This window comes from Pseudomonas sp. NPDC087336 (genome assembly GCF_044744285.1).
Classification (GTDB): Bacteria; Pseudomonadota; Gammaproteobacteria; order Pseudomonadales; family Pseudomonadaceae; genus Aquipseudomonas.
Genome location: NZ_JBIUYA010000028.1, coordinates 15671 through 36513 on the forward strand (window position 1 = coordinate 15671; position 20843 = coordinate 36513).

Here is a 20843-nt window from a genome sequence, read left to right on the forward strand (position 1 = left end):
CTCCTATCAGGCGTTACCTGGCTCAGCATCACCTGCTTCGGATTCGGTTGCGCTAGGCAGACGAATTGGACGAACCGGCACTACTGTAGAGATAGCGTGTTTGTAGACCATTTGGCTGACGGTGTTTTTCAGCAGGATAACGAATTGGTCAAAAGACTCGATCGTACCTTGCAGTTTGATCCCGTTGACCAGGTAGATAGACACCCCAACTTTCTCTTTACGTAAAGTATTCAAGTAAGGGTCTTGTAGCGAATGCCCTTTTGACATGTGCCGCACTCCTTTAAGGATTCAATATAAAAAAATAGGTAATCAGATGGCTTTGGCCGCCCCACCCCCAAGGATAGACGGCAATTGCAAGGACTCAGCTCAATATGGAGATGGTCCCAAGGTATTTCAAGGCGCGCGGCAGATTGTCGCAATCGAGACTGTCCAGCCAGTGTAAATCATCCCAACTGCGAAGCCAGGTGAACTGGCGCTTCGCCAATTGGCGCGTGGCAATGATTCCACGCTCCTGCATCTCGGCTGACGTCAGCTTGCCATCCAGGTAATCCCAGACTTGGCGGTAGCCCACCGCACGTATAGACGGCAACCCGGTATGCAGGTCACTTCTATTACGCAGGGCTAGGACCTCGTCGATGAATCCCTGTTCCAACATTAAGGTGAATCTTTGTTTAATTCGCTCGTGCAGTACCTGGCGATTCGCCGGAGCAATGGCCAAGTTCGCGACAGTATAGGGCAATTGTTGCCGTCCCGAAGCGGCTGCTTCAGTACTTTGCGCAGATTGTTGCAAGCGCAGCGCAGTCATGCTCTGACCACTGACACGATAAACTTCCAGCGCTCGACTCAAACGCTGCGGATCGTTCGGATGAATACGTGCCGCGGATACCGGGTCGATGACCGCCAATTGCTCGTGCAACGCCTGCCAGCCAAGGCGTGCAGCCTCTTCCTCGATCTGCGCGCGGACAGCCGGGTCGGCGGCCGGCATATCCGCAAGCCCTTCGACCAATGCCTTGTAATAGAGCATTGTGCCACCCACCAGCAGCGGAATTTTGCCCCGCGCGGTGATGTCGGCCATGGCTTGCAGGGCATCGCGACGGAAATCCGCCGCCGAATAAGCCTCCGCCGGGTCGAGAATATCGATCAAGCGGTGTGGAAACTCTGCCAGCAGCTCTTTTGACGGCTTGGCGGTGCCGATGTCCATGCCGCGGTAGACCAACGCCGAATCGACACTGATCAGCTCGCAAGGCAGGACTTTGGTGAGTTCGATGGCCAGGTCGGTCTTGCCGGCGGCGGTCGGGCCCATCAGGAAAATCGCAGGTGGGAACTGGCTCATCAACGACCGCGCAAGAACAGTTTGTCCAGATCGTCCAGGCCCAATTGGGTCCAGGTCGGTCGGCCATGGTTGCATTGACCGCTGCGCTCGGTGTTTTCCATGTCACGCAGCAGACCGTTCATTTCCGGCAGGGCCAGGCGCCGATTGGCCCGGACCGCGCCGTGGCAGGCCATGGTGCCGAGCAGTTCGTTCAGGTGCGCCTGAATCCGGTCGCTGGTGCCATATTCCATCAAGTCGGCCAATACGTCACCCACCAGGCGATTGGCCTCAGCCTGCTTGAGCAGGGCCGGTATCTGCCGAATGGCCAGGGTTTCCGGGCCGAGACGTTGCAGTTCGAAGCCCAGGCGCTGGAACCAGGCGACGTGCTCTTCGGCGCAATCGGCTTCACGCTGGCTGAGCGCCAGGGTTTCCGGTACCAGCAGCGGTTGCCCGCTCAAGCCTTCGCTGGCCATGGCGACTTTCAGGCGTTCGTACATGATCCGCTCGTGAGCGGCATGCATGTCGACCAGCACCAGCCCCTGGGCGTTTTCCGAAAGGATGTAGATGCCTTTGAGCTGCGCCAGCGCATAGCCAAGCGGTGGAATGTCGTCCTGGCCGGCTGGCAGCGCTACCGCATTGGCCTCGGGCAACGGCGCGAAGAACTCGCGATAGGCGGCCTGTGCTTCTGCCGCCGGAACAGCCGACTGTGTACGCGGAGTGTATTGATACTGGTATCCGGCGCCAGCACCCGAACCGGCCGGCGCGCTGAACGAAGGCTGGGCCTGAGGTTGCTCCAGCAGCGCATTGGCGGCCAGGCGCATTTCACCCTGCGGGCCGAATTCACCGGCCTCCAGGCCCGTGGGCCGCACTACGGCTGTCGCAATCGGGGCCGCCAGATGATCGTCCGGTCGCACATCGCCCAAGGCACGGTGCAAGGTGCCATAGAGGAAATCGTGAACCATGCGCCCTTCACGGAAGCGCACTTCGTGCTTGGTGGGGTGCACGTTGACGTCGACGCCCGTCGGATCGACCTCGAAGAACAGCACGAACGTCGGATGCCGACCATTGAACAGCACGTCGCGATAAGCCTGGCGTACGGCGTGCGCCACCAGTTTGTCGCGCACGGCACGGCCATTGACGAAGAAATACTGCAGATCCGCCTGGCTGCGGTTGAAGGTCGGTAACCCTACCCAGCCCCACAGATGCAGGCCATTGCGTTCGATTTCGATCGGCAGCGCCTGCTCCAGGAAACCTGGCCCGCAGATGGCCGCCACGCGCCGGGCGCGAGCCGCATCGTCGCGGGCTTCGTGCAGGCTGAGGATGGTCTTGCCGTTATGACGCAGATGAAAGGCCACGTCGAACCGCGCCAGGGCCAGGCGCCTGATGACTTCCTGCAGGTGATCGAATTCGGTTTTTTCGGTCTTGAGAAACTTGCGACGTGCCGGGGTATTGAAAAACAGGTCGCGCACCTCGACCGATGTACCCACCGGATGGGCCGCAGGCTGCACCCGCGGCGCCATGTCACGGCCTTCGGTTTCGACTTGCCAGGCTTGCTCGGCATCGCGGGTGCGCGAGGTCAGGGTCAGGCGCGCCACCGAACTGATCGACGCCAGGGCCTCACCGCGAAAGCCCAGGCTCATGACCTGTTCAAGATCTTCCAGGTTGCGGATCTTGCTGGTGGCGTGTCGCGCCAGGGCCAGCGGCAGGTCATCGGCGGAAATGCCGCTGCCATCGTCGCGTACCCGCAGCAACTTGACGCCGCCCTGCTCCACATCGACATCGATGCGCCGGGCACCGGAATCGAGGCTGTTTTCCAGCAGCTCCTTGATCACCGAAGCCGGACGCTCAACCACCTCGCCAGCGGCAATCTGGTTCGCCAACCGCGGGCTGAGCAGCTCGATGCGAGCGCTGCTGTTCACGACCTCGTTCATTCCTTGGCCGCCAGTTCAGTGCCCGGGATGGTCAGGTGTTGACCGATCTTGAGTTCATCGCTCGACAGGTTGTTGGCGCTGCGCAGGGTCGCTGGCGACACCTGATAGCGCACCGCGATCATCGCCAGCGTCTCGCCCGGGTTCACCCGATGGTCACGCGGGCCTTGAGCGATTTTTCCGGAATCACGCAGCCAGGCGATGTAAGTGCCCGGTGGCGGATTTTGCTGGAAGAACTGGCGCACGCCGCTGCTGATGGATCGCGCCAGCGCCTGCTGGTGGCTCGATGCAGCCAGCTTCGAGGCTTCGTTGGCGTTGGAGATAAACCCGGTTTCGACCAGGATCGACGGAATGTCCGGCGACTTCAGCACCATGAACCCGGCCTGCTCGACGCGCTGCTTGTGCAGGGGCGTGACCCGGCCGATGTTGCTCAGCACTTTCTGGCCGACGTTCAGGCTGGAGGTCAGGGACGCGGTCATCGACAGGTCGAGCAATACGCCAGCCAGCATGCGGTCCTTGTCGTCGAGGCTGACGTTGCCGGCACCACCGATCAGGTCGGAACGGTTTTCACTGTCGGCCAGCCAGCGCGCGGTCTCCGAAGTGGCGCCACGATCGGACAGGGCGAACACCGAGGCACCGAATGCCGCGGTAGAAGGCGCGGCGTCGGCGTGAATCGAGACGAACAGGTCGGCGCCTTTCTTGCGGGCGATTTCCGTACGGCCACGCAGTGGAATGAAGTAGTCGCCGGTGCGGGTCAGTTCCGCACGGAAGCCTTTCATGCCATTGACCTGGCGTTGTGTCTCGCGGGCGATCTGCAGCACCACGTCTTTCTCGCGCTGACCACGGGAGCCGGAGGCGCCCGGGTCTTCACCGCCGTGACCGGCGTCGATCACCACAACGATGTCGCGTTTGCCCGCCGGTGCCGGAGGCAGCTTGATCGCAGGTTCGGAAGGCGTGACCGGAACGGCCGGCACCGTGGCCACCGAAGGTGTCGGTACTGGCGGCGGTGCGGCATCGGCCGGGTTATCGAACAGATCGACCACCAGGCGATTGCCATACTGGGCGTTGGGCGCCAGGGAGAAGCTTTTTGGCGTCACCGCCTTTTTCAGGTCGATGACCACCCGCAAGTCGGTCGGCGTACGTTGTGCCGAGCGCATCGCGGTGATCGGGGTGTTGGACGAATTGACGTTCAACGGCGCACCGAGGCTCGCGCCATTGATATCGATGACCAGGCGATCCGGTGCCGTCAGCGTGAAGACGCTGTGCTGCACGGGGCCGGTCAGGTCAAACACCAGCCGCGTGTTATCCGGAGCCCGCCACAGGCGAACGCTGTTGACCTTCGTCTCGGCCACAGCGTCGACGGTCACCGCCAGAAACAACACCCCTACGGCAGCAACCAACGCGCGAAAGCGCATACCTAACCCCATCATTTATTTGGATTCCAATGCCAAAGCGGCACACCAGGTCTCGCCACGCGAGCCTCTGGGTAAAATTTTCAGCGAACGCCCGCTGCCTTGCGGGCTAATGGTAATGGTCAGGTCGGGCTTTGGCAAAAAGCCTGCACCTTTATCGGGCCACTCGATCAGGCACAGAGCGTCGTCCTCGAAATAGTCGCGGATGCCGAGAAACTCCAGCTCCTCCGGATCGACCAGGCGATACAGGTCGAAATGGAAGGCGCGAACGTCGCCGACCTCATAGGGCTCGACCAGGGTGAAGGTCGGGCTTTTGACCGCCCCCACATGCCCCAGGCCACGGATGATACCCCGGGACAAGGTGGTTTTCCCCATGCCGAGATTACCTTCAAGGAAGATCAGGCCATGCCCCTCGGTGATACGGGCGATACGTGCGCCAAAGTCGCTCATGGCCTGCTCATCGGCCAGGTACAGGGTTACTTCAGACACGGTGCTTGCTCCTCCAACAACTGACGAATGGCTGGTATCAGATCACTGGCCGCCAGCCCGCGGCCGAATTTACCTTGGTGTTCACCGGCATTGGCGTGCAACCAGACCGCCAGGCACGCCGCGTCGAACGCCGCCATGCCCTGTGCCAGCAGCGCACCGACCAGGCCGGCCAGCACGTCACCCAGCCCGGCGGCAGCCATTGCCGGATGGCCCTGATGACACAGGGCAAGCCGTCCATCAGGACAGGCGATCAAACTGCCAGCGCCCTTGAGCACTACCACTGCTGTGTATTTTTTGCTCAACGCATGGGCCGCCGCAGGGCGATCCGCCTGAACCTGGGCTGTACTGAGCCCCAGCAACCGCGCGGCTTCCCCCGGATGCGGCGTGATCACACACCCTTCGGGCAAGTTCACCCGGCCTTCGGCCAGCAGATTCAACGCATCGGCGTCCCAGACTTGCGGCAGGGGTGCGTTGGCGGCGGCCGACAACAGGCTGCGCCCCCAGGCACCCTGCCCCAGTCCAGGGCCGACCACCAGTACGGACACCTTTTGAAGCAAATCCATCAACTGGTTGGCCGACGCAGCGCCCAACGCCATCGCCTCGGGGATCCGGGCCAGGGCAGCAGGCACATGCTCGGGCCGAGTCGCCAGCGACACCATGCCCGCGCCGCTGCGCAATGCACTTTGCGCGCTCAACAGGATCGCTCCGCCCAGCCCGCGATCGCCACCGATCAGCAATACGTGGCCGAACTGACCCTTATGGGAAGCGCCCTTGCGGGCGGCCAGCCGCGGCAGGTTGCCGGCCGTCAGGCGTCGGGCGGTAATCGGCGCCCCCTCGAGCAAGCGTGGATCGGCGTGCAGGTCATTAAACACCCGCTCACCCACCACATTGGCCGCGTCGCCGGTGAACAATCCCAGCTTCAAGCCGATAAAGGTCACCGTCAGATCGGCTCGCACGGCACAACCGAGGATGCGACCAGTATCGGCGCAGAGCCCGGAGGGGATGTCCACCGCCACCACCGCAAGGCCGCTGGCGTTGATCGCGGCGATGACACTGGCGTACGGTTCGCGCACCTCACCGGTCAGGCCGGTACCGAGCAGGGCGTCCAGGACAATGCCACGGTAGTCCGATTGTGCGTTCCACGCTTCGATCGCAACGTTTTCGGCCACCGCTTCGGCATGGGCCGACGCCGCGTCACCGCGCAGCTGTCGGGAATCGCCCGCCGCCAGTACCCTTACCGTCCACCCGCCGCGCTTGGCCAGCACGGCGACCAGGTAACCGTCACCGGCGTTATTGCCGTGACCTGTGACCACGGTCAATTCATTCGCCGCTGGCCAATGTCGGACCAGCGCTCGCCAAGTGGCCCGTGCGGCACGCTGCATCAATTCGAAGCCCGGCGTACCGGCCGCGATCAGGCTCGCATCGAGCCCTCGGACCTGCGCAGCGCAGTACAGCGCGTCGGGTAAATCATCTTTAGTGTGCGGCATGCGTCTACGGGCTCCGATGTCTGGCAGAATTATACGCACCTCAGCTCCGGTTTCTCTCGCCTCATGCCCGCTATTACCAAAGACCTGCCTGCCCTCGCCCAATCCATCAAGGACTGGGGCCGCGAGCTGGGCTTTCAACAAGTCGGCATCAGCGGCCTGGACCTTGCCGAGCATGAACAGCACCTGGAACGCTGGCTCGCCGCTGGCTACCACGGCGAAATGGACTACATGGGCGCCCACGGCAGCAAACGCTCGCACCCCGAAGAACTGGTGCCGGGCACCTTGCGCGTGGTGTCGCTGCGCATGGACTACCTGTCGGGCGATACCAGAATGGCGCAATTGCTCGCCCAACCTGAAAAAGCCTACGTCTCGCGTTATGCCTTGGGCCGCGACTACCACAAATTGATCCGTAAACGCGTGCAACATCTGGCGGAAAAAATTCAGGCCCAGATTGGCCCGTTTGGCTATCGCGCGTTCGTCGACAGCGCTCCCGTGCTGGAAAAAGCCATCGCCGAAAAAGCGGGCCTGGGCTGGATCGGCAAAAACACCCTGGTCCTGAATCGCAAGGCCGGCAGTTATTTCTTCCTCGCCGAACTGTTCGTCGACCTGCCGCTGCCAGTGGACCCACCCCATGCCACCGAACACTGCGGCCGCTGCAGCGCCTGCCTCGACATCTGCCCGACCAATGCCTTCGTCGGCCCCTATGTGCTGGACGCCCGGCGCTGTATTTCCTATTTGACCATCGAACTCAAGGGCGCCATCCCCGAAGAGCTGCGACCGCTGATTGGCAATCGGGTGTTCGGTTGCGATGACTGCCAGATCGTCTGCCCGTGGAACCGCTTCGCCCGCCCGTCCGGCGAAAGCGACTTCAAGCCACGCCACAACCTGGACAACGCCGAACTGGCCGAGCTGTTCATGTGGGACGAGGATAAATTCCTGAGCAGCACCGAAGGTTCGCCCTTGCGCCGAACCGGTTACGAAAACTGGCTGCGCAACCTGGCGGTGGGCCTGGGAAATGCGCCTTCAACGATTCCGGTACTGGAAGCGCTGAAGGCACGACGCGAACATCCGTCCGAATTGGTGCGCGAGCATGTCGAGTGGGCGTTGCAGCAGCACGCCGAACGTCAGGCCTCGTCGTTGTAGACGAACTTGGGCATTTCCCAATGGAAGCGGATCGCCAGCAGGCGTAGCAGGAAACCGCCGAACAGCGTGATCAGGATCGCCTGCTCCCCCGGCAAATTCAGGTACAGACAGAGCATGTAGCACCACGCCGCCGCGAAGGAAACGCTGGCGTACAACTCGCGCCGGAAGATCAACGGAATATCGTTGCAGAAGATGTCCCGCAGGATGCCACCAAAAACCCCGGTGATCACACCGCTGACCGATGCGACCAACATGCCATGCCCCATTTCCAGGGCGGTCATGCAGCCGATCAGCGTAAATGCCACCAGGCCGACGGCGTCGAGCACAAGAAACAATGAACGCAGATGGCGCATCCAGCGTGCGGTGAACACCGTGATCATTGCGGCAATGGTGGTCAGCACCAGGTATTCCGGGTGTTTCACCCAGGTCAGCGGGTAGTGGCCGAGCAGCACGTCACGCACCGAACCGCCGCCCAGCGCCGTGACGCACGCGATCAGCACCACGCCGAACCAGTCCATGCCGCGACGCCCGGCGGACAGGGCACCGGTCATGGCCTCGGCGGTGATGGCGATCAGGTAAAGCATCAGCAACATGGTGGCGATCCTTGCGAAAAGGCGCGCAGTCTACGCACTTCGCTGAAGCACCAAAAGGGGGCAAAGGTGTCAGCGTTTATGCCACCCGATCAGACCTTGATGAAATGCTGGCGATAGTGCTGCAGCTCGGCGATCGACTCACGGATGTCGTCCAGCGCCAGGTGGGTGCTGCCCTTCTTGAAGCTGTCGCGAACGTCCGGCGCCCAGCGAGCGGCCAGTTCCTTGAGGGTCGAAACGTCAAGGTTGCGGTAGTGGAAATAGCTTTCCAGGGATTTCATGTGCGTATAAAGGAAGCGACGATCCTGGCAAATGCTGTTGCCGCAGATCGGCGACTTGCCCTTGGGCACCCACTTCTCCAGGAAGGCGATGGTTTGTGCTTCAGCTTCGGCCATGCTGATGCGGCTCTCGCGCACGCGCTGGGTCAGGCCCGAACCGCCATGTTGACGGGTGTTCCACTCGTCCATGCCGGCGAGGATTTCGTCGCTGTGGTGAATGGCGATCACCGGACCTTCGGCCAGGGTGTTCAGGTCGCTGTCGGTGACAATGGTGGCCATTTCGATGATGACATCGGTATCCGGGTTCAGACCGGTCATTTCCAGGTCGATCCAGATCAGGTTCTGCGGGTTTTGCATGTGTCGGCTCCTAGGCAATGCTGCGCAGTTTAGCCTAGGCCGGTGGCAGGGCGTGCTAAACTCGCGGCCGTTTTACCTAATCGCTGCATTATTACTACGGAACACCCATGGCCAAACGCCAACTCAATCGTCGTCAAAACTGGCGCATCGAAAAGATTCAGGGCGAACGCGCTGCCCGCGCCGCCAAACGCGAGTCCTCGGCTGTCGAGGCACTTGAGGGCGGCGACCTGGGCCCGGAACAGCACGGCCTGGTGATCGCGCACTTCGGTGTGCAGGTCGAAGTCGAGGCCCGCGATGGCGAACTGGCCGGCCAGGTGTTCCGCTGCCACCTTCGGGCGAACCTGCCTGCGCTGGTGACCGGCGACCAGGTGGTCTGGCGTGCCGGCAACCAGGGTATCGGCGTCATCGTGGCGCAGTTGCCACGCAATACCGAACTCTGCCGCCCGGACAGCCGTGGCCAGCTCAAACCGGTTGCGGCGAACGTCGACATGATTGTCATCGTGTTCGCGCCACTGCCTGAGCCACATGCCAACCTGATCGACCGCTACCTCGTAGCCGCCGAACACGCGGGCATCAAGCCGCTGCTGTTGCTGAACAAGTTCGACCTGATCGACGAGCACAACGCCCCGGCGCTGAATGCCTTGCTCGCGGTCTACCGCACCCTGGGTTATCCCGTGCTCGAAGTGTCGGCCCACCACGGTAACGGCATGGAACAGCTTCAAAAACTCTTGGACGGGCGCATCAGCGTATTCGTCGGCCAATCCGGTGTCGGCAAGTCGTCGCTGGTCAACAGCCTGCTGCCGGAAGTCGAAACCCGCGTCGGCCCGTTGTCCGAGTTGTCCGGCCAGGGCACCCATACCACGACCACCGCGCGCCTGTTCCACTTCCCCGGCGGTGGCGAGCTGATCGACTCCCCAGGTATCCGCGAATTCGGCCTGGGCCACGTCAGCCGTGCCGATGTCGAGGCCGGTTTCATCGAGTTCAACGACCTGCTTGGCACCTGCCGCTTCCGCGACTGCAAGCACGACCGCGAACCTGGTTGCGCCCTGCTCAAGGCCCTGGAAGATGGCCGCGTGCAACAACAACGGATGAATAGCTACCGCTCGATTATCGCCAGCCTACCGGAAAACGGCTACTAAACAGACGTGCCGACCGCCCTGGCTTCAGCGGGGTGGTCGGTGGCTGGATCCCGCCTCCACTTAAACATCAGACCTTTCTGTAAGACTTGCACACCCTCGCTTGTAGGGCATTTCTCTTTCCGCGCCGCCCCCTTGTGGCCGCCCTTCAATCGCCTAACTTCAAGCCCTCTTCGCACTCCTGCGACACCGAGGGACACCCATGCAAACCTACCATCTGTTCATCAGCCACTCGTGGAACTACTCCGACGCCCACGACAGTCTCGTGCGCCTGCTCAACGCCAAGCCGGGTTTCACGTTCAAGAATTTTTCAGTGCCACCGGACAACCCGATTGTCGGCGCGAAAACCGACAAACAACTCGAGGAGGCCATCGAAAACAAGATCCGCCCGTGTTCGGCGGTATTGATCATGGCCGGGATGTATTCCACCTACAGCAAGTGGATCAACAAGGAAATCGAGATCGCCAAGCGCATGGGCAAGGTGATCATTGCGATCAAGCCGTTCGGTGCCGAGCGCATTTCCACGGTAGTCCGTGACGCGGCACATGCCGAATGCGCGTGGGACACCAACAGCATCATCAACGCGATTCGCCAGCATACGGCGGTGTAACCATGCGCAAGGGACTGTTTATCGGCATCAACGACTACACCCATGTGTCGCGCCTGAGCGGTTGCAGCAATGACGCCATGGCCATGGCCTCGGTGCTGAAGACCGACGCCAACGGCGATCCGAACTTCAAGAACATCGTGCTGACCTCCGCCGAGGACTACCTGGGCCGGGGAAAACTCGAAGACCAGATCCGCGAGCTGTTTTCCGGGGACTGCAATGTCGCCCTGCTGTATTTCGCCGGCCATGGCAGCTTCGACACCGACACCGACGAAGGCATGTTGATCCCACAGGATTACAAGAGCGCCAAGGACGGGATTCGCCTCAGCGACATTCTGAACTGGGCCAGCAAGGCCACGAAGATCAAAAACAAAGTGATCATTCTCGATTGCTGCCAGAGCGGCTCGGCCGGCAAACTGCGTGCATTGCGCAGCGAGGGCAGCGTGGTCGGCGAAGGCATGACCATTCTGACCGCCTGCAAAAAGGAAGAACCGGCGATGGAGGGCGCACAGCACGGTGTGTTCACCGGATTGTTGCTCCAGGCCCTGCACGGCGGAGCGGCGAACATCCTGGGCAAAATCACACCCGGCAGCCTGTATGCGTTTGTCGACAACGCCCTCGATGCCTGGGAGCAGCGTCCGGTGTTCAAGACCAACGTCTCGCAGTTCATTTCCCTGCGCGAAGTGTCACCACTGATACCCAAGGAAATCCTGCGCAAACTCCCCGAATGGTTTGCCGAAGCGGAGTCAACGTACCCCCTCGCCCCCAGCTTTGAGCCCACCGAACCGGAGTTCAACCCGGAACAGGGCGAGGTCTTCGCCCAGCTGCAAAAGTGCAACCGCCACAGCCTGGTCGAACCGGTGGACGCCGAGCACATGTACTACGCCGCCATCCACTCCACGGGCTGTCGCCTCACCGCCCTCGGCGCCTATTACCGCGAACTCGCGATCAAGGGACATTTCTGATGCCAGTGTTTATCAGCTACCGCCACATGGACCGCGCCTACGCGATCCACATCAACACGCGCCTGATACAGGCCAATATCAAGACCTACCTCGACGTACTGGATGCCGAATCCCAGACCACCGACGACATCACCGGAGTGATCACCCGCAACATCAGCGAATGCACGCACCTGCTGGCCGTGGTGTCGGAGAAAACCGCGCTGTCCTGGTGGGTGCCGTTCGAAATCGGCGAGGCGACCATCACCAATCGGCGTATCTGCTCGTTCAAGACCGGCCCGACAGAGCTGCCGCTGTACCTGGACAAATGGCCGAAGCTGACCAGCGAAAGGGATATCGAGTTCTTCATTGATGCTTATCGCAACGAATTGACGGTCAAGCGTTCGATGTCACTGGAATCGGTTACGGGCAGCGAGTCGGTGCGCAGCGTCAACAAATCCAATGCTGAACGCTTCCACGCCGATCTCAAGACCCGAATAACCCGCGGCTTTTAATGCAAAAAACACCCACAAAAAAGCCGACATCACCGTCGGCTTTTTCGCAGGTCACTGCTTGGCCGGCTCACCCGGCTTCGGTGCCGGGTCATCGAACAGGTTCAAGCGCTCACGCAGTTCGTGGGCCGGCAGCGGCTGCTTGTCCGCCGGTAACGCGTTCGGGTCGACCGGTGCAGTCGGTGTTGCTCCCGGAGTGGCGGAACCTTGCGGTGCATCCGGAGCAGGCTCTGCGCCTTGCGATCCTTCGATGGCACGCTGGGCCTTCTTGGTCAGCACCACGATGTCGATACGACGGTTGACCGGGTTGAACGGATGCTCGCGATCGAACAGGGCCGACGAGGCATAACCGACAACGCGCGCCACCTGCGAATCGGGATAGCTGCCCGCCACCAACGCACGGCGCGCGGCGTTGGCACGGTTGGCCGAAAGCTCCCAGTTCCCGAATTCACCGGTGCCGCTGTAAGGCTTGGCATCGGTATGGCCGCTGATGCTGATCTTGTTCGGCACGGCCTTGATGGTGTCGGCCATGGCCAGCAGGATGTCTTCAAAATAGGGTTTCAGGCGCGCCGAGCCCGAGTCGAACATCGGCCGGTTCTCGGCGTCCACGATCTGGATACGCAAACCGTCCGGGGTGATCTCGAACAAGATCTGGTCTTTGAATTTCTGCAGTTGCGGGTTCTCTTCGACCTTGTTCTGCAGCTCTTGCAGCAGCAGTTCCAGGCGCTCCTTCTCCACCATCTCGGCCATGCCTTCGACCTGTTCGACGTCGACCGTCACCTTGTCCGGCTGCGGCTGGGTCTTCATCTCGGGGTTGAGGGTGTTTTCCGGCGCCATGGTCGGCGTGCCGCCCAGATCGATGATGTACGGCGTGCCACTTTCGGAGAAGCCGATCGGGTCCTTGAAGTAGCCGGCGATGGCGATCTTCTGTTCCGGGGTGGCGGTGGACAGCAGCCACAATACCAGGAAGAACGCCATCATCGCCGTGGCGAAGTCGGCGAAGGCGATTTTCCAGGCGCCCCCGTGATGCCCGCCGGCGATGCGCTTGACGCGCTTGATGATTATCGGCTGATTGTTCTCCATGGCTTAACGACCGCGAACCGCTTGTTCCAGCTCGGCGAAGCTAGGACGGTGTGCCGGGTACAGGACCTTGCGCCCGAACTCCACGGCCAGCGATGGCGGCATGCCGGAAGCGGAAGCCACCAGCGAGGCCTTGATGGCTTCGTAGACGTTCAGTTCTTCCTTGGCATCGTGGGCCAGGGAATGCGCCAGCGGGCCGAAGAAGCCATAGGCCGCGAGAATACCGAAGAAGGTACCCACCAGTGCCGCACCGACGTGCAGGCCGATGGACTTCTGGTCGCCTTCACCCAGCGAGGCCATGGTCACCACGATACCCAGGACCGCCGCGACGATACCGAAACCGGGCATGGCGTCGGCGATACCGTTCACCGCGTGGGACGGGTGCTCCAGGTCTTCCTTGAGGCTGTAGAGCTCCATGTCGAACAGGCCCTCCAGCTCATGGGGCGCCATGTTGCCGGAGGACATGATGCGCAGGTAATCACAGATGAACGCGGTCATGCGCTCATCCTTGAGGACCGTCGGGTACTTGGCGAAGATCGGGCTCGCCGCGGCATCTTCGATATCCGCTTCGATGGCCATCATGCCTTCGCGGCGGCTCTTGTTGAGAATCTCGTAGATCAGGCCCAGCACTTCAAGATAGAAGGCATGGCTGAAACGCGAACCGAACATGCTCAGGGACTTCTTGAGCACGTGCATGGTCATGTAGCCGGGGTTGGCCTGCAGGAATGCACCGAGGGCCGCACCACCGATGATCATGACCTCGAAAGGCTGGATCAGGGCGGCAATCTTGCCATGGGAGAGCACGTATCCGCCGAGCACGCTCGCGAATACGACGATGATGCCGATAATTTTAGCCATAGGTAGGAGAGCACTTACTGAGTCGGGTTCAAGGTCATATTCGGAAGTTAAAAAATCTCTTCTTCTACTTATCGGCAAAACTGCGCCAGACTATAGCCAGTTCAGGCGAAAAGCTAATTTGACCCCCTCGGGGCACAGGTATTGTTGACGATGATCGCCTACAGACATGGCTAAACAAACAAACGCCCCGACACCCGCACCGACCACCCTCGAAGGCTGGACCAAGCTTCTCGACGGCGTGCGCCTGCCGGTTCCACAGGCCAGTCATGACCGTGTCTGCCGGGCCATGCGCGATAGCCGCAGCTCTGTGCGCAAGATCGCCGACTTGATGCAGGACAGTCCGGCCCTGGCCTTGAGCGTGATTCGCGAGGCCAACCGGTACAGCCATGGCGGCATGACCGAGCCGGCGGAAAATCTTGAGGTCGCCATCAACCGTCTCGGCTTGAAGCGCACCGAGGAGTTGCTCGCGCGACTGCCCGCCGTGCCCCAGGGTGAGATTCCGAAAGCCCTGCGCCAGTTGCAGCTGATCAGCCAACACGCCAGCCAACAGGCCAACGGTTTTTTTGCCAGCCGCCTGGCCCGCCTGTGGCAGGACATCCACTGGGGCAGCCTGCTGTTTCTATCGCCGCTGTGGCCCCTGGCCCTGACCCATCCGCACCTGCTCGAAGACTGGGAGCTGCGGGTCATTCATAAAGGCGAATCGGCGCGCACCGTCGAAAAGCAACTGTTTGGCGCTCGCCTGCTGGAAATCGGCCTGGCCCTGGTAAATCTGTGGCACCTGCCAATCTGGGTGCAACAGGGGTATCGACTGCTGCTCACCGAGCAACGGGAACTGGTCAAAGTCCTGCGCATTGCCCGTGACAGCGAGCATCCGCTACGCCAGCAGAACCGTCTGGATGACGACCCGACCCTGCGCCGCTGGCTCAATCAACCGGCCAACACGGTGCTGTTGGCCAACGGCCTGGCGCTCTCGGCGCACCAGGCCTGGGACAGTCCGCACAGTGAGCGCTGGCAGTACCTGACCAGCCTCTATTTGCAAATACCGATGGACCAGGTGCAACAACAACTGCACCAGCAAGCCGCCAACAGCGCGCGTAACCACGCCATGCCCGACCTCTGGCATCCCGCTGTGGCGCTGATCTGGCCATGGGGCACGAACCCTGTGAATGCCGGTTTGCTGCCAGCCCCGGCCCCCACCGCCGAAGACCTGGCGAAGTGGCGCAAGCAATGCGCCGAGTTGTTGGTCGAGCCGAGTCGCTTCACCAATGCCATCCACCTGACTACCACTGCCCGCGACGCACTGGTTGCCTGTGGCATGCGCAGGGTGATGATCCTGATGGCCGATCGCACCCACTCACAGCTGCGCGTGCACCAGACAGCCGGCTTGCCAGACGAAGTGGCTGGCCTGAACTTTGCCGTCAGTCAAAGCCCGGTACTGCAACGCCTGCTCTCGCAACAGGCCCAGGTCCGCCTCACGCCCCTGAACAACGCGCAATTTTCCGCGTTGCTGCCCAACAACCTGCGCAGCCAGTTCAGCGGCGAACACCTGTTGCTGCGTTCGCTGCTCAACAATGGGCGGGTGATCATGATCGTCGTGGCAGACCAGGGTGGCCGGCCGTTCTCGGACATCACCGTGCAAGCCTTCGGCAAAACCGCACAATGCATCGAAAAAGCGCTACACAGCTTTAGCCAGCGCGGCCAATAAGGCTGCGCTACAATCCCCCCTTTTGTGCTCTGGAGACCTCACATGTCTGACTTCTCTGGCTTGCCGCTGGTGATCGAGCCGAGCGACTTGCTCCCTCGCCTCGACGCCCGCGAACTGATTCTGGTGGACTTGACCAGTCCCGCCCGCTACGCCGAAGGACACATTCCCGGCGCGCGCTTTGTCGATCCTAAACGCACGCAGCTGGGTCAGGCGCCCGCCCCGGGACTGATGCCGCCGCAGGCAGCACTCGAAACCTTGTTTGGAGAGCTGGGGCACAACCCCGATGCCGTCTATGTCGTCTATGACGACGAAGGCGGCGGTTGGGCCGGGCGCTTCATCTGGCTGCTGGATGTCATTGGGCACAGCAAGTATCACTACGTCGACGGTGGTCTGACGGCCTGGCTGGCAGAGGGCATGCCCATGTCGATCCAGATCCCGCCATCCGCTGGCGGCCCGGTTGCGCTGACCCTGCACGACGAACCCACCGCTACCCGCGAATACCTGCAAAGTCGTCTCGGCGCTGCCGACCTGGCAATCTGGGACGCACGCGGTCCGCTGGAGTACTCCGGCGAGAAAGTCCTGGCGGCCAAGGGCGGCCACATCCCTGGCGCGGTGAATTTCGAATGGACTGCGGGCATGGACAAGGCGCGCAACCTGCGCATCCGTACCGACATGCCGCAGATCCTCGAACAGCTCGGCATCAGCAAAGACAAAGAAGTGATTACCCACTGCCAGACTCACCATCGATCTGGCTTCACCTATCTGGTGGCCAAGGCTCTCGGTTATCCGCGGGTCAAGGGCTACGCCGGCTCCTGGGGCGAATGGGGTAACCATCCCGACACGCCCGTAGAGATTTAAGGTTTTAAGGACAGTTAATGAACAAGCGTCTGTTTATCGTCAGCCAATACCTGCTGCCCCACAACCTGCTCTCGCGACTGGCCGGCTGCATCGCCGAATGCCGCGTGCGCTGGTTCAAGAATGCGTTCACCGCCTGGTTCGCCAAGCGTTACCAGGTGAACATGTCCGAGGCAGTGGTCGAAGACCTGACCGCCTACGAGCACTTCAACGCTTTCTTCACCCGTGCCTTGAAAGACGGCGCTCGCCCGCTGGACGAAACGCCTGGCTCAATCCTCAGCCCGGCGGACGGCGCAGTCAGCCAGCTCGGTCCGATCGAGCACGGTCGTGTCTTCCAGGCCAAGGGCCACAGCTTCAGCGTGCTGGAACTGCTGGGTGGCGATGCGGCGAATGCCGCGCCGTTCATGGGCGGTGATTTTGCGACTATTTATCTGTCGCCGAAAGATTACCACCGCGTGCACATGCCACTGGCCGGCACCCTGCGCGAGATGGTCTACATCCCGGGCCGCCTGTTCTCGGTCAACCAGACCACCGCTGAAAACGTTCCGGAACTGTTTGCCCGCAACGAGCGCGTGGCGTGCATTTTCGACACCGAACGCGGGCCGATGGCCGTGGTGCTGGTGGGCGCGATGATCGTAGCTTCGATCGAAACCGTGTGGGCCGGGCTGGTGACGCCACCCAAACGCGAGCTGAAAACCTTCCGCTACGACGAAGCCGCACGCGCGCCGATCCATCTGGAAAAAGGTGCGGAACTGGGCCGCTTCAAACTGGGTTCGACCGCTGTCGTGCTGTTCGGGCCGGATCAGGTGAAGTGGGCTGAAGAACTGGTGGCGGGTTCGCCGGTGCGGATGGGTCAGGGGATGGGTCTGCCGAAGGCCTGATCGCGCTCCCCAAACCTGTAGGAGCTGGCTTGCCAGCGATGGAGTCCTTGAGGGCCCCTTCGCTGGCAAGCCAGCTCCTACATGGTTTTGTGGTGCTGTTAGAGCTGGCCGTCGCGATCGCGGAAGCCCAGCAGATACAGCACACCATCCAGCCCCAGGGTGGAAATTGCCTGCTTGGCCGACTGTTTGACCAGCGGCTTGGCGCGGAATGCCACGCCCAACCCGGCAATCGCCAGCATCGGCAAGTCATTGGCTCCGTCGCCGACTGCAATGGTCTGCTCCAGACGCAAGCCTTCCTTGTGTGCCAGTTCCTTGAGCAAATCAGCCTTGCGCTGCGCATCGACAATTGGCTCGATCGCCACGCCGGTCACCTTGCCGTCGACCACTTGCAGCTCGTTGGCGAACACGTAGTCAATGCCTAGCTTGGCCTGCAACTGCTTGGCGAAGTAGGTGAAGCCACCCGACAGAATGGCGGTCTTGTAACCCAGGCGCTTGAGTTCGGCGAACAGGGTTTCAGCGCCTTCGGTCAAGCGCAGCGAGGCTCCGATCGAGTCCAGCACGCCCACGTCCAGGCCTTTGAGCAACGCCAGGCGCTCTTTGAAGCTGGCGCGGAAGTCCAGTTCACCGGCCATCGCCCGCTCGGTGATTTCCGAAACCTTGTCACCCACGCCTGCCGCCTTGGCCAGCTCATCGATGACTTCGGCTTCGATCAGGGTCGAGTCCATGTCGAACACCGCCAGGCGGCGGTTACGACGGAACAGCGAATCTTCCTGGAAGGCGATGTCGACGTTCAGTTCCTGCGCCACACTGAGGAATTCGGCCCGCAGTGCCTGCGGATCAGCCGCCTCGCCACGTACGGAGAACTCAATGCAACCCTTGCCTTTATCGGCCGGGGTATCCAAAGGCATGCGCCCGGACAGGCGATCGATGTGGTCGATGTTCAGGCCATATTTGGCGGTGATCGAGCTCACGGCCTGCAATTGGCCGGCGGTGACCTTGCGAGTCAGCAGGGTCACGATGTGGCGTTTTTTGCCCTGGTTGCCAACCCACTGCTGGTAATCCCCTTCGGACACCGGTGTGAACCGCACCTGTTGATCAAGCTCATAGCCCTTGAACAGGATGTCCTTGAGCACCGACTTGCCTTGTTCGGTATCAGGAATTTCAACCAGGATGCCGAACGACAGGGTGTCGTGGATCACCGCCTGACCGATGTCGAGAATGTTCACACCACCCTGGGCCAGAACGCCGGTAATGGCCGCAGTCAGACCCGGACGGTCGACTCCCGTGATGTTTATCAGGACGATTTCGCGCAAGGCGCACCCCCGCAGGTGGAAAAAAACCGCATTCTACCCACATTCAGTGACCATCGGGCACCGTGAGCGCTTTGACGGTCTAGGGCCTGTCGCTATACTGCGCGTCAACTTCACGGACAAAAGAGCCGAGCTCAAGTGAACCGGCCCACGCCAGTAAAAACCGATAACTTCTTTCTGCTGATCTTCCGTGCACTGCGCCACCGCCGTGTACCGATTGCATTGCGCATTGCCAGCCATAACGTGATCCTGGTCGCCCTGGCCCTGGTGATCTACGCCTGCGTGATGGGTTTGCAGTTCAAGCAGGCCATGCACGAGCAAGCGGATGCGCTGGGTGAAAGCCTGACCATGCAGACGGCCTCCTCCGCCACCGAGCTGTTGGTGTCCAACGACATCCTCAGCCTCAACGTCCTGCTCAACAACCTGACCAAGAACAAGCTGGTGGCCCACGCCGCCATCTACAGCATGGATAACCGGATCCTTGCCGAGGCCGGCCAGCGTCCCAAGCACGGCCTGCTGGGCGAGGCGGAAGGCATCTACCAGAGCAAGATCACCTTCCAGGACGTGACCGCCGGTCAGCTGCGTATCAGCCTGGACATGGATCAGTTCCAGCAGCCGATGACCATCAGCCTGCAAAGCATGGGGATTTTGAGCGCGATCCTGCTGGCCCTGTCCCTGGCCTTGAGCCTGCGCATGGGTCGATACCTCTCCACGCCGCTGCTGCAATTGCGGTTGTGGCTGCGCAACATCGACGAATACACCCCGGCCACCGAGCGTAACGACGAGATCGGCGACCTGGCGCGCCAGCTGCACGCCGACTTCGCGCCGGAACCGGCCGAACCGGAACCCGTCCCGGAACCCGAATTCGACGACATCGATGACGACGATGCCGAACCGGACTTCGAAGTGCGTAACCTGCGCGATCCGAGTTTCGATGAAAGCCGCCCGATGGCCGCGATGAAAGCCGCGCCACGACGCGTCGTCAGCACCGTTGAAGATGATGACGATGAGGCGTTCGCCGATTTGCTCGATGATGTGCCAGCCAGCACGGCAAAACCGTTGGGCAAACCCGTGGCCTCCAGCATGCCGCAGCACAGCGCCGTGCTGGCCGTACAGTTGGGTTCACAGGAACAACTGCGACGCCTGCCCCGCACGCGCCTGGAAGAATTGCTCAAACGCTATCGCGACTGCCTCGACCAGGCGGCCTCGCTCTACCAGAGCGAACTGCACACCCTGAACGATGGCAGCACCCTGATGCTGTTCCACAACGAAGACAGCGGCGACGATTACCTGACCAACGCCATCTGCTGCGGCGAGCTGCTGCGGGCGCTGGGCCATCAATTGCAGATCGAAGTCGCCGACAGCGGTATCACCTTGCAATTGCAGCTTGGCCTGACCTTGGGCGACGAGCTGTTCGGCCTGAGCCAGATCGACCTGTTGCTCACCGACGCCGCACAGGACGCCCTGGCCCTGTCGCAACACAGCCGCAACCTGCTGCTGGTGGAGCGCAAGATCAGTGATGATGCCCTGATCCGCCAGCGCGCACGGATCCGCCCGATTGCCAGCCCTGAGGGCGCCTGCTGCGTGGAGCGGCTGATGGAGCCTTATCCGTCGATGCTGGAGCGACAACTGGCGCGGATGCACGAACGCCGGGCCTAAAAGCCTCGTTATGAAGAAGCCCGCACACGAGTAATCGTCTGCGGGCTGATCGTTCCCATGCTCTGCGTGGGAATGCCTCAAGGGACGCTCCGCGTTCCAGCCTCACACCTCACACCCCAACCCTGGCACCGTTGTGACGCAGAGCGTCACGGGCTGCATTCCCACGCAGAGCGTGGGAACGATCAGTATCGCTGGCAAGCCAGCTCCCACAGTGATTGATGTCGTGCACAAAATCAGCGCTCAACAGATAACCTGTGGGAGCTGGCTTGCCAGCGATGAGACCATCAGCAGCACTGGAAATCT

General features: G+C 61.5%; 20 protein-coding genes. 9 read left to right on the forward strand and 11 right to left on the reverse strand.

The window, feature by feature from the left end; genetic code table 11:
• Positions 1 to 6: 6 nt before the first annotated feature.
• The 6 genes from hfq to ACIO0C_RS24030 form a co-directional block, all read right to left on the reverse strand.
• Positions 7 to 267, reverse strand: coding sequence for an RNA chaperone Hfq (gene hfq / locus ACIO0C_RS24005; protein WP_007902656.1), 261 nt, complete (start codon positions 265 to 267; stop codon positions 7 to 9).
• A gap of 94 nt (positions 268 to 361) precedes the next feature.
• Positions 362 to 1333: a tRNA (adenosine(37)-N6)-dimethylallyltransferase MiaA gene (gene miaA / locus ACIO0C_RS24010; protein WP_401315712.1), complete on the reverse strand. Its 972-nt coding sequence runs from the start codon at positions 1331 to 1333 to the stop codon at positions 362 to 364.
• Positions 1333 to 3243, reverse strand: a complete 1911-nt coding sequence (gene mutL / locus ACIO0C_RS24015) for a DNA mismatch repair endonuclease MutL (protein WP_401315714.1) — start codon at positions 3241 to 3243, stop codon at positions 1333 to 1335. The genes miaA and mutL overlap by 1 nt, the downstream gene beginning before the upstream one ends.
• The gene (locus tag ACIO0C_RS24020) at positions 3240 to 4670 is read right to left on the reverse strand and encodes an N-acetylmuramoyl-L-alanine amidase (RefSeq protein WP_401315716.1); all 1431 of its coding nucleotides are present in this window, start codon (positions 4668 to 4670) and stop codon (positions 3240 to 3242) included. The genes mutL and ACIO0C_RS24020 overlap by 4 nt, the downstream gene beginning before the upstream one ends.
• Positions 4671 to 5141 carry a tRNA (adenosine(37)-N6)-threonylcarbamoyltransferase complex ATPase subunit type 1 TsaE gene (tsaE, locus tag ACIO0C_RS24025; RefSeq protein ID WP_401315718.1) on the reverse strand — a complete coding sequence of 157 codons (471 nt, stop codon included), beginning with the start codon at positions 5139 to 5141 and terminating at the stop codon, positions 4671 to 4673.
• Positions 5129 to 6628, reverse strand: a complete 1500-nt coding sequence (locus tag ACIO0C_RS24030; RefSeq protein WP_401315720.1) for an NAD(P)H-hydrate dehydratase — start codon at positions 6626 to 6628, stop codon at positions 5129 to 5131. Before ACIO0C_RS24030 ends, tsaE begins: the two co-directional genes overlap by 13 nt.
• 63 nt (positions 6629 to 6691) lie before the next feature.
• Here ACIO0C_RS24030 and queG point away from each other — a divergent pair, with 63 nt between their 5' ends.
• Positions 6692 to 7771 carry a tRNA epoxyqueuosine(34) reductase QueG gene (gene queG / locus ACIO0C_RS24035; protein ID WP_401315722.1) on the forward strand — a complete coding sequence of 360 codons (1080 nt, stop codon included), beginning with the start codon at positions 6692 to 6694 and terminating at the stop codon, positions 7769 to 7771.
• Here the strand turns inward: queG and ACIO0C_RS24040 are convergent.
• Both ACIO0C_RS24040 and orn read right to left on the reverse strand, forming a co-directional pair.
• On the reverse strand, positions 7753 to 8364 hold the full coding sequence (locus ACIO0C_RS24040) for a trimeric intracellular cation channel family protein (protein WP_008064122.1): 612 nt from the start codon (positions 8362 to 8364) through the stop codon (positions 7753 to 7755). The genes queG and ACIO0C_RS24040 overlap by 19 nt on opposite strands.
• A gap of 89 nt (positions 8365 to 8453) precedes the next feature.
• Positions 8454 to 8996, reverse strand: a complete 543-nt coding sequence (gene orn / locus ACIO0C_RS24045) for an oligoribonuclease (RefSeq protein ID WP_008064123.1) — start codon at positions 8994 to 8996, stop codon at positions 8454 to 8456.
• A 107-nt stretch (positions 8997 to 9103) separates the two neighbouring features.
• Here orn and rsgA point away from each other — a divergent pair, with 107 nt between their 5' ends.
• The 4 genes from rsgA (at position 9104) to ACIO0C_RS24065 (ending at position 12195) form a co-directional block, all read left to right on the forward strand.
• Entirely contained in the window at positions 9104 to 10135 is a 1032-nt protein-coding gene (gene rsgA / locus ACIO0C_RS24050; RefSeq protein WP_401315724.1) for a small ribosomal subunit biogenesis GTPase RsgA, read from the forward strand.
• 199 nt (positions 10136 to 10334) lie between these two features.
• Positions 10335 to 10742, forward strand: a complete 408-nt coding sequence (locus tag ACIO0C_RS24055; protein WP_401315725.1) for a TIR domain-containing protein — start codon at positions 10335 to 10337, stop codon at positions 10740 to 10742.
• Positions 10743 to 10744: 2 nt separating this feature from the next.
• Positions 10745 to 11704 carry a caspase domain-containing protein gene (locus tag ACIO0C_RS24060; RefSeq protein WP_401315726.1) on the forward strand — a complete coding sequence of 320 codons (960 nt, stop codon included), beginning with the start codon at positions 10745 to 10747 and terminating at the stop codon, positions 11702 to 11704.
• Positions 11704 to 12195 carry a toll/interleukin-1 receptor domain-containing protein gene (locus ACIO0C_RS24065; RefSeq protein ID WP_401315728.1) on the forward strand — a complete coding sequence of 164 codons (492 nt, stop codon included), beginning with the start codon at positions 11704 to 11706 and terminating at the stop codon, positions 12193 to 12195. Before ACIO0C_RS24060 ends, ACIO0C_RS24065 begins: the two co-directional genes overlap by 1 nt.
• A gap of 51 nt (positions 12196 to 12246) precedes the next feature.
• Here the strand turns inward: ACIO0C_RS24065 and motB are convergent, their stop codons facing one another.
• Positions 12247 to 13275, reverse strand: a complete 1029-nt coding sequence (gene motB, locus ACIO0C_RS24070; protein ID WP_401315730.1) for a flagellar motor protein MotB — start codon at positions 13273 to 13275, stop codon at positions 12247 to 12249.
• 3 nt (positions 13276 to 13278) lie between these two features.
• Complete coding sequence (gene motA / locus ACIO0C_RS24075) at positions 13279 to 14130, reverse strand: flagellar motor stator protein MotA (RefSeq protein WP_008063575.1); 852 nt, start codon at positions 14128 to 14130, stop codon at positions 13279 to 13281.
• 166 nt (positions 14131 to 14296) lie between these two features.
• Between motA and ACIO0C_RS24080 the strand changes: the two genes are divergently transcribed.
• The 3 genes from ACIO0C_RS24080 to asd are packed head-to-tail and all read left to right on the forward strand — an operon-like array spanning position 14297 to position 17571.
• The gene (locus tag ACIO0C_RS24080; protein ID WP_401315731.1) at positions 14297 to 15835 is read left to right on the forward strand and encodes an HDOD domain-containing protein; all 1539 of its coding nucleotides are present in this window, start codon (positions 14297 to 14299) and stop codon (positions 15833 to 15835) included.
• Between the two features lie 42 nt (positions 15836 to 15877).
• On the forward strand, positions 15878 to 16693 hold the full coding sequence (locus tag ACIO0C_RS24085; protein WP_401315733.1) for a rhodanese-like domain-containing protein: 816 nt from the start codon (positions 15878 to 15880) through the stop codon (positions 16691 to 16693).
• 17 nt (positions 16694 to 16710) lie between these two features.
• Entirely contained in the window at positions 16711 to 17571 is an 861-nt protein-coding gene (gene asd / locus ACIO0C_RS24090; RefSeq protein WP_401315735.1) for an archaetidylserine decarboxylase, read from the forward strand.
• Between the two features lie 98 nt (positions 17572 to 17669).
• Here asd and serB read toward each other — a convergent pair whose 3' ends face one another.
• A complete protein-coding gene (gene serB, locus ACIO0C_RS24095; RefSeq protein WP_401315737.1) occupies positions 17670 to 18884 on the reverse strand; it encodes a phosphoserine phosphatase SerB in 1215 nt (404 codons plus the stop codon).
• A gap of 135 nt (positions 18885 to 19019) precedes the next feature.
• Here serB and ACIO0C_RS24100 point away from each other — a divergent pair, with 135 nt between their 5' ends.
• The gene (locus ACIO0C_RS24100) at positions 19020 to 20540 is read left to right on the forward strand and encodes an AhpA/YtjB family protein (protein ID WP_401315739.1); all 1521 of its coding nucleotides are present in this window, start codon (positions 19020 to 19022) and stop codon (positions 20538 to 20540) included.
• The last annotated feature ends 303 nt before the right edge of the window (positions 20541 to 20843 follow it).